The sequence below is a fragment of the Sphingobacteriales bacterium genome, from assembly GCA_016706405.1.
Classification (GTDB): domain Bacteria; phylum Bacteroidota; class Bacteroidia; order Chitinophagales; family UBA2359; genus BJ6.
Map to the genome: position 1 here is coordinate 1,259,615 of JADJJT010000002.1, position 14,885 is coordinate 1,274,499.

Annotated in this window: 2 protein-coding genes; one reads left to right on the forward strand and one right to left on the reverse strand. The window is 43.7% G+C overall.

Annotation, left to right across the window (positions count from 1 at the left end):
* Positions 1-279 precede the first annotated feature (279 nt).
* Positions 280-13,137, forward strand: coding sequence for a T9SS type A sorting domain-containing protein (locus IPI59_11270; GenBank protein ID MBK7528111.1), 12,858 nt, complete (start codon positions 280-282; stop codon positions 13,135-13,137).
* A 230-nt stretch (positions 13,138-13,367) separates the two neighbouring features.
* Here the strand turns inward: IPI59_11270 and IPI59_11275 are convergent, their stop codons facing one another.
* Positions 13,368-14,870 (reverse strand): T9SS type A sorting domain-containing protein, encoded by a 1,503-nt coding sequence (locus tag IPI59_11275; protein ID MBK7528112.1) that lies wholly within the window; start codon positions 14,868-14,870, stop codon positions 13,368-13,370.
* Between the last annotated feature and the right edge of the window lie 15 nt (positions 14,871-14,885).

The following is a 14,885-nucleotide window of genomic DNA, read 5'->3' on the forward strand; positions in this document are numbered from 1 at the left end:
TGAAACAAAATTAAGGTTTAGGCAGAAAAACGACATGTCTAAACAATAATGTTGCGAGGCTATAAAGTATTTGGCAAATTGTAACTACCTTTATACCAAGTTTACCTATTAAAAACAAGTTTTTTATAATTATTTGCCTGCTAAACGACAGTTCTAATTACTTTTGTTTTTTGCTTGCTGTATAGTATGCAACCAATCCGGAAAAAATCTACCTTTTCAAACAAAAGTATCCTTTTTTTTATTTCGACAGCGCTACTATTTTTAAAAAATCCCTAACCTATGAACCAAGCTTTACCAAAAGTAAAATCACTTGCAACGATTTTACTTGTTTTATTTTTCGCTGCAACCACTACTTATGCTGAAAACCCTCCTTATGCAAAAATTGTAAGTGGCCCTAATTTAGTAGGCAGCAATTACGAATTTCTATTTCGTTTAGACCCTAACGATATGCCCGACTGTGGTGGGTTTAACTACGATTGTAATGTAAACGGTTTTGGTATTGACAATGTAGATATTCATTGGTTTTTATACGCCAATTCCGATTGCTCGGCTTGCGATTTACAAGGTATTGAGGTTCAAAACGGCCTTATTGCACACGGTTTTTGGGGCACAAACTGTACTGTGGGCAGTACGGCTGTTGGCTCGTCTTGTGCCAGCCCAGGCGGTTGCGACAATTTACTGCAAATTCCAGCCTCGCAACTTTGCATTGGCACAACTTATACGCTTTTTGCCTACGCCATGAACCCCGATTACGACAAAGGTGTTGCCGACAACTCAAATGTTGGCCCTGGCCCGTGGCGTTGTTGTAATGGCAACCCAAGTATTGGAAACTTAGATGGTATGGAAGATTGTACCCTGCCAGACGGCAGCGGATGGCTAAACCCCTCGTATCCACAAACGCTAAACTTTACCATAACAGGGCAACCAACCGCACCCAACTTTAGCGTAGCTACTAATTTAAACAATAACCAAACCATAACCTGTGGTTTTACCCTAAATACCACTTTAACAACCTCGCCAACAAACGGCTGTATTGAAAGCAGTTTGGTGTATCAAATAAAACTGAACGGCGTTGTAGTAGCTACTGCCACCAGCAACTGTACCGATGGCAGCGAAATCCTAACGATAAACAAAGAGCTTATTGCCTGCCCCGGCAACCCCGGATGCATACCCAACGCAAATCAACTAAAAGTGAACTGCGGGGCAAATACCATCCGTTGGGAAGCCTATCAAACCTGCACCTCGGCGGCTATTGCTTCGCAAGACTACGCATTTGTAGTGGGCTGCCCCGAAGCCGACAAGCTTACCGTAACCACTACCGACCAAATTTTATGTGCCGGCGAATCGGGAACTGTGCAGGTTGAAAATCCGGCAAATATAGTAATTCCCTATGCGGGTGGCTCGTACCATATTCACTGGAACAATGCCAACCCCTACAATAATCCCAATTTAAACCACTTAGGTGCCGGCACCTCGTTTACCCTTACCAATAATGGCACTTACCCCTATAATACACTTATGACCTTTACCGGCACTATTTGGGAAGATTTTAGCGATAGTGCCCCTCCCGGATGCGAAGAGTTTGCCGGAGGCAACGCCACAATGGTTATGTTAGCCCCCATTGAAGCAGTTACCAACGAACAGGCTTGTAGCTATAACAGTATTGATATTAGTGCCAATGGCGGTTTACCCGACTACGACTCCTCGCCATACACCTTCGATGCGACATCGGCAGGGCTTGGCACAAACAATACCGGGCAATTTTCCGGATTTGTACCGCAAGGAACGTACCCAGTTATCATTACCGACCAGGCAGGCTGCCAAACAACTATAGACGTTGAAATTTTTAATCCTATTAACGTAAACGTAAATACTATAACTTGTAGCACGTTTAACACTTTTACTTTACAGGTAAGCGGCGGACAGCCCGCGCACCCAAACTATAACAATTTAGCACTTTACGAAGTTAGCTCAAATATTGATGGATTTTTAGGCAACTGCAACACCTCCGGATTATTTACCGCAACAGGCCTTTCCTCCGGAAACCATACTATTACCGTTAGTTACGAATACATTGACCCCTATGGCGTAGCCACCGGTATTATGTGCTCGCAAACTGTTACCATCGAAGTGTATGACCCGTTTAGCATAACACTTTCAACCGACCCCTGCGATTTTCAAGAAAAAGTTAAAATAACCGGCGTAAATGGTGGCCGCTCTCCATTAGAAACACAAGGCGGCGGATTTCCGGGCGCTATTTATACCATTTTCTTATCAACAACTCCCGCACCGGGTGCCGTAAACGATGTTAGTTCAACACCGGCAACTTTGTCGGGGCCGGGCACCTTTTTAAATGTTGCAGCAGGCAATTATTATGTTGTTTTGCAAGACGACAGAGGCTGCCAATATTCCGTTCCGGTTACTGTTACCGAAAATAATGAAACCTACACCATCAGCCAAATTCCAACCGGATGCACTTGGAACAAAGCTACCATTCAAACAACAGGCGGGCAGCCCGGCTCGTGGGTCTATTATTTATACAATTTAGGTGCACCTTTTGATGACGGTGCTACCGATATTACTACGCCCGTAACACCCAATACCATATCACCCGGCGTTTATCAGGGCAGTTTTACCGGCATTAGCGGCGGGCAATACACTGTTTATGCCGAGAACAGCACTGGCTGTACTGTTATTTCGATGACGGTAGGCATTTACAACCCGCTTAATTTAACCGAAATAAACCAATGTGTTGATGGGCAAATTTACACAACAGGCTCGGGAGGTTACGCCGGCGCAAGTTGGAACAGCACCTCGTTTACTTATAAACTTTTTCAGGGCGGAACCCTGTTGGCAACCAATAATACCGGCATTTTTACCGGATTATCAGTTGGAACATATACCGTTGAAGTAAACGACAATAATCCGGATGTTCCGGGCGGTTGCACCAAAACGCTGAATGTGCAGGTTTACACCCCCATGAGCATAACCGCTAATGGCTCGGGAGCTTGTACGGGCGGCAATACCGTAACCGTTAATACCGTAGCCGGTGGAAAATCGCCGTATGTTATTTACCTCTCAACTATACCCGCACCGGGCGGCATACCCAATGTAAGTTCAACGCCCGCAACCCTAACGGGACCGGGTACTTTTAGCAATGTAGCCAGCGGTAGTTACCATGTTATTTTATCGGATGCGCGAGGCTGCCAAGTGTCGGTGCCAGTTACTTTAACCGGACAAGCCCCTGTTATAAGCACACCCGCCTTAACCTGCACAAATCCACCCAATAATACCGCCATTGTAAACGTTACCAATGGCGCACCCGACTGGGATTTTTACCTTTACACCAATACCGGCAGTTTTGACCCGCTAAATCCCGAAAATGCGGGCAATGGATGGCTCGCAACCGATATTGGCACTGGTGGCAACGACTATACTGGCAATTTTACAGGCATAGCACCCGGCACCTACAAAGTTTGGGGGCTCGATGCAAATAACTGCCAAGTTGGCCCTCAAACAGTTAAAGTGCGCGGCCCCTTAGTTATTACGGCTTCTGCTAGCGGCAACTGTGGCCAAGGAGGTACTGTAACTATTAACTCGGTAAGTGGGGGCAGCGACCCCAACGTGTTTGCAGGCGCAAGCTATACCATTTTTCTTTCTACTTTTCCGGCACCAGGTGGCATACAAAATGTAAGCACTACCCCTCCAACATTATCGGGTCCGGGTACTTTTACCAACGTTCCAAATGGCAACTATTACGCTATTTTACAAGATAATTTAGGCTGCCAAGCTTCGGTTCCGGTAATAGTAACGGGCAATCCTGGCACGCTAACTGCAACTCAAGCCAATTGCAATACCCCCCCAAATACGGCGCAGGCAACCGCAACAGGCGGCACCCCCGATTGGGATTTTTATTTGTACCAATTTACTGGCAGTTTTGACCCACTTAATCCCACAAATCCGGTAAATGGCTGGGTTGCCAGCGATTTGGGTGTAGGCGGAAACGACTATACTGGCAATTTTATGGGTATAAATCCGGGAACTTATAAAATTTGGGCTATTGATAATTCTGGCTGCGTAGCTGGCCCTGTTACGGTAACAGTATCGGCGGCCTTAGTAATTACTGGCTCGTACAACTGCCAAAATAATTTGGTAACCGTTAATAATGTAGATGGAGGCCATGACCCCGATATTTTTTCAGGAGCAGGTTTGTACGATATATTTTTGTCCACATTGCCAGCGCCGGGAGCTATTCCGAATGTAAGCTCAACGCCACCAGTATTGCACGGGCCGGGCACATTTAGTGGCGTAGCATCCGGGAATTATTATTTAGTTGTTGAAGATGATTTAGGATGTCAGGCATCTATCCCTATTGCGGTAAATCAAAATCAGCCCATTACCTTACTGCCATTTGATAATTGTAAGTCTAACCAGTTTAGCGTGCAAGCAAGTGGGCCCGGCTGGACGTTTTATTTATACACCTCAACCGGAACTTTTGTGCCATCTGACCCACAAAATGCCGGAAATGGCTGGCTGCAAACCCAAAATGGCGATGCCAACGGAAAAGCAACTTTTACAAATGTTAGTACAGGTTCTTATGTGGTTTATTCGTTAAACAACAGCGGTTGCCCCGGCCAACCACTTACCGTAAATATTGTGGCTTACCCCGAATTGGTGGTTACAAATAACACAACACTTTGCGATTATGGCATTTTAAATATTGGCGCAACGGGCGGGTCAACTCCGTACTTGTTTAAATTGTTTAAAAATGGTATTTTAGTTGCCCAAAATAACAATGGTTATTTTAGCGGATTAAATACTGGTACTTATTCGGTTACGGTTACTGATGCTTTAGGATGTACTAAAACGCTTAACAATTTAGTAGTAACCGTTGCTATTCCGTTAGATATTGTAGAGCCATATAGCTGTGCCGACGGTATTGTTGCCATTGGCGGTGTGGCCCCTTACATTTACGAATTATACACCCCCGGATTTAACCCTACGTTGATAGAAACAAACACAGATGGAAAATTTGATGTGCCGCCCGGTATGTATTTATTGGTGGTAACAGATGCCAATGGATGTTCGGTATCGCAAATAATAAATTGCGAAGACATTCCGGAATGTGATTTAGAGGTATCGGCAACAGTAGATTGTTTGAACGACAACGAATATACCGTAACTTTAATAATATCCGGAATTGGCGAATACACCATCCAATATAATACAACTACGCTAACCAACAAACCCGCCGGAACTTATACTTTCACGCTTCCAAACGGTTCGTATGATATAAGTATTACCAGCGAAGATATTCCTAATTGCGTCCAAGTAATTCCGGTAACAGAAGATTGCTTGGAAACCTGCGATTTAACTGTAGCAGCTACCACCGAATGCATTGACACGGAAACTTTTGGTGCATTTATTACCATAACCGGGCAAGGGCTTTATAATATTACTGATGGTATCCATGCCCCTTACACCAATGCAACCGCCGGAACTTATACGTTTGGCCCCTACGACAACGGCAACTATAATGTAGTTGTTACAAAAACAGATGATGCCACTTGTACTGAAACGGTAACAGTTGCCGATGATTGTACGGTTGAGTGTGATTTGGCTGCTACGGTTTCGACATCGTGTTTTAGCGGAGGGCAATTTGTTGCCTCAGTTACCATCACCGGTTCGGGCACTTACAATTTAGATGATGGCGTAAATATACTTTACAATATTGATGCCGGCACCTATAATTTAGGACTTTTTGACCAAGGTAACTACACCATTACCGTAACCAGCACCGCCGACCCTACCTGCGTAACTATTTTGCCAATGAATGTGATTTGTTGCGATTTAGAGGCAACTATTGCCACCGATTGTACCGATGATGGTTTGTATAATGTAGTTTTAACAATTACAGGGTCGGGCACCTATAAAGTAGTACATAATGGCCAAACCGATACAGGGCTTGATGCCGGCACCTACGAATATACCGGCTACGACGATGAAGATGCACCCGTAACTTTTGTTGTTACCAGCGAAACCGATGCCTCTTGCAAACAAACATTAACCGCCGAAGCCAATTGCTTTGATTGCGTTCTAAACGCATCGGCAGCAACTTTTTGCATAGATAATTACACTTTTGAAACAGAAATAACCATATCTGGCGAGGGTTTATATACCATCTCTGAAGGCAGTACGGTTTACCACAGTGGCGTAGGCGCAGGCGTTTGGGAGGTTGGCCCCTTAACAAATGGCATGCACAATATATCTGTTGTAAGCGGTTCTAATCCGGATTGTACTACCGTAGTACCTATCAACGAAAATTGTTATCAATGTAATTTATCGGTTAGTCAAAATATAAATTGTACTAACGGTTTAGAGTTCACCATTACTTTAACTATTGTTGGCCCTGGAACTTATACCGTTGACGATGGAATTCATACACCACAAACCGGTAAAAAAGGTACGGTAGTAGTTGGCCCATTCCCCAACGGAAACTATACTATAACCATAACCAACGAAGAAACCAGCGATTGTTTTGAAGTACTTACCGGCACCCAAGACTGTTTTGAATGTGATTTAACAGCATCGGCTACCACCGAATGCCAAGACGATGATTTTTATTTTGTAGATTTAATAATTTCCGGAACCGGTACTTTTACCGTTACCAATTTTAATACGCCAGCATTTACCGGATTAGCACCCGGCACTTACACTTTTGGCCCTTATGCCAATGATGAAACCTACGAGTTTGGCGTTATCAGCGAAGAAGACCCTAATTGCCAAACCGTTGTTGAAGGCACCGAAACTTGTTTTGACTGCCAACTGCCCACCGTTGCCGATGTAGATTGTGTGTCAGATAAATCGGGATATATGGTAACCTTTGTTTTAGAGGGCACCGCAACCTATACAATTTATGACGGTATTAATGCACCGCAAACCTTTAGCGCTGGCCCCGTAACCCTTGGCCCTTACAGCAATGGCACATACAGCATTACTATAATTAATAACGCCGACCCCGACTGTTTTACCACCCTTAATGGTGCTGCCGATTGTTATTTGTGCGACCTAACCGCTTCGACCAATATTATTTGTAATGACGACAATACTAATTACAATATTACCCTTAATGTAGGTGGAACGGGCGTTTATAATGTAACAACCAATTTTGGCGTAATACTTACTAATATTACGGCGGGCACTTACACGCTTGGCCCGGTACCCAATGGCAGTTATTTGGTTAATGTAGCCAGCCCTGTTGAGGCTAATTGCCGCGTTTCGCTGGCAGGTGTAAAAGACTGTACGCCCGAGTTTAACTGCGATGTACAGGCAACAGCAAATACAATTTGCGAAGGACAAGAATCTTATAATTTAGAAGTCATTTTGTCCGGAACTGATACTTATGTAATGACCGATGGCGTTAATCCACCACTCACCGGATTAACTGCTGGCACCTATTCTTTAGGCCCTATTGCAAATGGCAACTACAATCTTACCATCATTAGCGAAGCTAATCCCGAATGTTTTACCTCGTTAGGTGGGTTTTACGACTGCGAAGACCCCATCATTTGCGACCCCGTTGCTACTGCTTTGCCTACCTGCCTAACGCTTACAACTTACGAGGTAACAGTAACTTTGGCAGGTACCGGCACATTTACCCTTACCGATGGCATAAATACCCCTATTACCAACGCAACAGCAGGCGCCTATGTTTTAGGGCCACTTACTAATGGTGCTTACAGTATAGTAATTACCAACGAAGCCGACCCTAATTGCCAGGTAGTGCTTAACGGTACTAAAACTTGTAATTATGATTGTGTGCTCAATGTCGTTGCCCTCCCCGATTGCCTGCCCAATCAAACTTATATGGTAAAATTAACCATCGAAGGCAACTCAACCTACACCATTACAGACGGCATACATAGCCCACTGATAGGCGTAAGTGCAGGCTCAACAACCATAGGCCCTTTTGAAAATGCCCAAATATTTAATATTACGGTGTCAAACGAAAATAACCCGTTCTGTTTCCAAACAGTATCCGGACTTAAATCCTGTGGTGTGCAACAAGAATGTACGCTCGATGCCGACTTAACTTTAAATTGTGATGGCAATTCGCCTACAGCCACACTGGTTTTAAATGGCCTTAGCACTTACGATATTAACTTAAATGGCAGCGGGCAAGATATTGACGGAGCAGTTGCCGGCACTTATACCTTTACTTTGGGTAATGGTAATAACCAAAATATTGAAATTCAAGATACCGAAAAGGAAGATTGTTATACCGATTTTGAAATAAATAAAGACTGCCCCGACTGCGACCTTAGCGCAACCAGTTTTACCGAGTGCCAACCCGATGGCTCGTATATTTACCACATTATAATTACCGGATCGGGGCTTTACAATATTCAGGTGAACGATTTTGAAGGCAATAATTTTAGCAAAAATAATGCCCCGGCCGGCGAATATACTTTTACCGGATTGACCAGCGACACCCATGTTGCCGAAATTAGCCAAGTGGGTAATCCTAACGGATGTTCGGTCCAATTACAAGAAAACCACGACTGCACCGTTGAACAGTCTTGCGATTTAAGTATAATGGCCAATGCCGTATGTACTTCAAACAGCCAATACGAAATACACCTGACCATTGTTGGCTCGTATAACTACGATGTTGAGGTTGAAAATGACGAAGTTTTAACCAATGTACCCGCCGGCGACTATGTACTTGGCCCCTACAATGATGGTGAAATTGATATAACAGTTAGTGCCGCAGGCGCCGAACAATTAGCCGACTGTGTAACAAGTATGGAAATTGCTAAAGATTGCGACTTAAACTGCGATTTAATTGTAAGCTACGAACCTATTTGCGAAGGCAACACCAATTACAATATGTTGGTGCATATTGCCGGCAGCAGTGTATATGATATCCTTGTTGGCGGCGGCCCCCCCGAATTTAATGACGTACCCGCCGGCGATTATATAGTTGGCCCGTTTGATGATGATGGAAACTTTCAGTTTGTAGTGCGCTTAGGTACCGGTGGCGGAAACCAATCTTGCCGTTTTGAGTTTTTTGGCGAGGTGGACTGTGTTGTAAATACCTCGTGCGATATGGAAGCCGTTGCAACAACTACTTGCGTTGATGCTGGCGATAGTTTTACCGGAACTTTAGTAATATCCGGAACCGACACTTACACAATTATATACAATCAAACCGATACGATAAAAGGTTTGAGCGCCGGAACCTACAATTTTGGCCCTTATCCCAACGGACCATATAGCGCCTTTGTGCAAAACGAAACAAATCCAGTATGTTTCAGCTATTTATCGGGTTCGGTGTTTTGCGAGCCGCCCCCCACCTGCGATTTAGATGTAGCCGTTGCCCCCGTTTGTAATAGCGATAATACAGCCTTCGATTTGGCAGTTACTATTTCGGGCAGCAGCACCTACAGCCTGTTCAAGGAAAACGTATTGTTAAAATCCGGAATTATTGCCGGCACCGAAACGATAGGCACTTATACCAATAATGGCCAATACAACGTTAAAGTAGTTGACGAAGCACTTTCGGCCTGCGTGCAGGAATTTTCCGGAATTTATGCTTGCGCCGTACCTCCACCCTGCGATATTAGTGCCAGCATTGATAGCGTAGTGTGTTTTGAAGAAGCCAACTCGTATGCCGTACATTTGACGCTAAATGGAAGCTCTACCTACACCATTAATTTTGACGGACAAACGGTAACAGGTGTAACAGCAGCCACTGCCGGATGGTATAGCTATACATACAACGACGAAAACAGTATTATTTTACAGGTTGTTGACGAAAAGAACGAAAACTGCCAGGTTAATTTGTTAAAAACATTGCCCTGCTTTTTGCCGCCGCCCTGCGACATAAATGTTACCAACAAATTTGTTTGCTTAAATGACGACGAGTACAATCTTGAAATTACAATATCAGGCTCAAGTACCTATAATATATGGGAAGGCGACTACCCAGGCAATTTGGTTCAACAATTTGAAGAAAATGTACCGGCAGGGGTTTATACGGTTGGGCCTTTTAATAACGGCGAATACGATATGGTAATTATGGATAGTGAAAACCCAGAATGTAATACCGACTATACCGGAACATGGTACTGCGAACCCTCGGAATGTGATTTGAGTTATACCGTAGCTACCGAATGTCATGATGATGGCACGTACGACCTAATTATTACCATTTCGGGAAGTAGCGAGTATCGTTTGCGGGTACGTGACGGCGGCTTGGGTGGAAACGAAGTTTACGACGAAATTAATCCTGCCGGAACCTATACCATTAAAAATTTGACCCAGTTTTTATACTATGTTAATATCGCGGATGTTAATTTCCAACAAGGGTGCTATTTTGGAAACGAAGGCTCAATGGACTGCACGCCGCCCGGTACTTGCAACCTAAACGCAACCCCACAAATTGACTGTTTAAGCCAAGATGAATTTAATATAAACTTAAATATTACTGGTCCAAGCACTTATAATGTGCAAATATCAAACAGCCCCGATTTGTTTAACCAACCAGCCGGCAGCTACGTTTTAGGGCCTTTTGATTTGCCGCAAGATGCCGATTATCAATTCCTTGTTACAGACGTAAACGACCCCACTTGTTTTGTTGGCTCGTCGGGTTTTGTAAATTGCGAAATAGACCCAAGCTGCGACCTGCTAACCGAAGTGAGTTTGTTGTGCAACGAAAAAACTGCCGGATATGCCGTAAGTATTACCATTACCGGAAGCAGCACTTATAATATTACCACTAATTTTGGTGCCCCACTTAACGGCGTAACAGCAGGTACTTACCCGCTCGGAAACTCAACCTTACTAAACTACGAAATAACCGTACAAGACGTTAACTTTGCCGCTTGTGTAAACACCATTTCGGGTGCAAAAGACTGTACCGAGCCGCCATTTAATTGCGATATTAACCTTTCAACGGCTACCGACTGCCTTGGCGATAATACTTATAATGTAACTCTAACCTTGGCTGGTACAGGCACCTATACAGTTATGGACCAAAATGGCAGCAAATTAGCCAATGTATCGGCGGGCAATTTAACTATGGGACCTTACCCCAACGGCTCGTTTAGCATAACCGCTGTTAGCAATATTGATGCTACTTGTACCCAAACCATTACAGGCATTAAAGACTGTACCCCAATACCCGAATGTAATTTAACAACAAATATTTTGGGTATTACCTGCTTAGATGAAACTACCTACGAAATTACCCTCTCAATTTCCGGAGGCTCGACTTACCTTATTGCCGATGGCCAACATCCGGATATAACCATTACCGGAGGCGGTGAGGTAAAATTAGGACCTTTCAACAACGGTCAGTACAGCATAAAAGTAACCGATACCCAATATACTGACTGCTTTAAAACACTTGCCGGCATTCGCGATTGTGCCAACCCAATTGAGTGCGACTTGGGTGTTCAGTCAAGCGCAACCTGCACCGGTGGCAACGAGTTTGAAGTAGAATTACTTATTACTGGCTCGGCGGTATATAATATTACCGATGGCGTGCATCCACCTGTTTTTGACCAAACGGCTGGCACCGTAATTTTGCCCGGATACGTTAGCGGCGACTATACCCTGCATATTGCCGACAAAAATAATACAGCTTGTGCAATTGATATTCCGGTGTCGCAAACCTGCAACGAACTTCCGCCCTGCGATATTGTAGTAAATACAGTTGAAACCTGCTTGGGTGCTGGCGATTTTCAGTTAGAAATAGCCTTAGCCGGAAGCAGCACTTACAATATTACCGATGGCGTTTCGACAATACTATCGGGCGTTACCGAAGGTAAGTATATTTTGCCGGTCATGAGTGGCCAAACTTATTTTGTTCAAATTATTGATATTGCCAACGACGGGTGTAATTTAATTGTTAGCGGCGAGGTATTTTGCGATGCAACCAAGTCGGCTATCGGAAACCGCGTATTTAACGATGCCAATGGCAATGGCGTACAAGACCCCACAGAAGGCGGCTTAGAAGGCGTAACGGTTTACCTTTATACCACCGACAATAACTTAGTTGCAACTACCATTACCGACGTAAACGGTTTTTACTTGTTTAATAATTTGGACTTGGGCAGCTATTACATATCTGTTGGTATTTTGCCAAGCTATATAATATCGCCGGCCAATGCAGGCGGCAACCCAGCCTTAGACAGCGATATTGATGCCACAGGCCGTACACCCAATTTTACCTTGTTTGCCCCCACTACCGATCTTGACCTCGATGCTGGGTATATGTTTAACTCGCTTTGCGAAGGGGCACAGGCCTACTTAGATGAAGTTTGTAAAAACGAACCCGATTTCAGCTACTATTTAGGTATGTACATAGAACAAGGTACCGCTCCTTACACCATATCCGGAAACGTATTAAATACCACCATAGCGGCTATGGGCGCTGTGCCCGAAGTTGGCCCTGTTGCTCCCGATATCGCCTATCAGGTACTTATTTTAGATGCCAATAATTGTTTGATGGGCAATTTTACAGGGCAACCCAACTGTAAACCGGTTTTGGCCATACCACCCGCTATTCAATTAACAGGAGACGTGGCCGAATTAGGTAATAATTTATACTGGCAAATTGCCGACGACGAGGGCGATAATATTAGTTGCACTTTGTGGCGCATGACCTCCGGAGGAGATGTTAACCAGTTTGAGGTTTTAAATACCCAAACTATGAAGCCTAAAGCAGGCGAACAGCAATTCGCCTTTTTTGATGCCAATGCCGTTGAAGGTGCCAACTACTACCGTGTTACTGTTCTTGATAGCGAGGGTAAAACCGCCGAGTCAAATATTATTGCCCTATTGCGCGGAAATGGCCAATTCGACATCTTGCAGGTAATGCCACAACCAGCTACCGATGCTATTGCTATTCGCTATTTTATTCCGGACGGCATGCAAAACAATGATATGCAACTATATGCCTACGACGTAACAGGCCGTTTGGTGTTCCAAAACCAACATCCGGATGAAAATACACAAGCAGGCATCCATCAAACTAATATAGATGTGCGCCATTGGGCAGCCGGAACCTATTTGCTAACCCTTACCAATGCCAACCAAACCCGTACCGTTAAAGTGGTTGTTATTGAGTAAAGAATTAATTGGATTTATTTGAAAAACGCTATCTGCTTGTGTTTGTAAAGTAGGTGGCGTTTTTCTTTTGTGAACCTGTATCTTTAGGGTAGTTTTGCCGTAATTTTACCGTTGCGTTTTCTTCCGGATATTGTCTGAACCACTGATTTAGCGGATTAACGGATTAGCAAGATTTTGCACAATCCCCTACTCGGAGGGGCGCAGGGGTGGGTTGCTCCTCCGTAGGGGCATTACTGCACAATTAGCTTATAAAAATAGGCATAATCTGGCAAATGCGCATAATAAACGCCTTTGGGTAGGTCGGTTACGGAAAAAGCGGTTTCGGTATTAGTTAGCGGTACTTTTTTAACTACTACTCCTTGGGTATTGTAAAGTAGTAAAGTGGCGTTTTGCTGGGCAGGATTATATTGCAAAAATTTACACTGTACCATATTGGTAGCTGGGTTGGGGGTAAGGGTAACAACTCCCCCTAACCCCCTCAAAGCGGGGGAATTTGCTCCTTGTTGTGGAGGCGGTTCAATAGCGGTGTTAATAATGGTGCTATCGCAGTTTACCTGCCAACAGATATTACCATCGGCATCAAATTTAAGCAACCAACCCATTTGAGGCGAAGGATATAGTTTAAAACCCGCCGCTATACAACCGCCATCGCTGGTGGGCGTTACATCGCGCAGGTAGTTGTCGTGCGATGCTGATGTTTGCACAGTTTTAACCCAAACCGTATCGCAATTTGCCGTTAAACGCATAACCATACCCGCAGGGTTAGCGGTATTATCTTTGGCACTATACCCTGCTAACCAATACCCATTATCAATGCCCTTTACAATAGGGATTGCATACCCCGCCACTTCGCTAATGTTGTCATATTTTTTAAGGGGACCTACGAGATTAAAAGCTGTATCAATCAAGCTAATTACAGGGTAGTATTGTTTTGCTTTGTGTACGCCATAAATTAAAAAGTATAAATTTTGGTAAACGGTTAAAAGACCTGCTCCGTTAGCCTCGCTACCGCCAAAATCTTTATATTCAAGTTTTTCGCCATTGTGGTTAATTTTTACTAAATAGGCTTGGTAGTCTTTATCTTTATGGTAGCCATAGCCTGCCAATATATACCCGTCGCCGCCAACGGCAGGCACTACCGACATAGCCGCACTATTGCCGTAGTTGCTAAGACTATAAGTATTCTCCCACACAAAACCGCCAATACTATCTATTTTAAGGGCATACATATAAGATATTTCATTGACTAATTGAGTGCCACCTACTATTAAAAAACCCTTATCATTTGTTGGTATTATTTCATAAACCAGTTGCAATCCTATTTTTTCATAAGTCTTTTTTAATAAAATATTTCCCGAAATATCAAATTTTATAACCATAACATCGTAGGCGTAATTTGGGTTGCTGTTTTTAGCATCAAAAGTAGCAATAAATACGCTGTCGCTTAGTTGCAATAATTGCCCCCTGCCAGATAAACTATGCCCTTCAAAAGAGGTATTTAGTAAATGAAAATTGGTAATATTACCCGCTTGGTTTAGTAACCAAAAGCCTATATATCCATATTTTGAATTGCCCGATGACCCAAATGCTAAATAGGTGGTTTCGTTTAACTGTCGTGCTGCAGTAAAAAATATTTGTGAGGTATCATTGGTATATAATTTGTTAAAAACAGATTGTGCTGCTACTGCTGTATGCCACCAAACTAAGGCTGCGACAAATATAAGTTTATACATAATTAAATTGTTTTT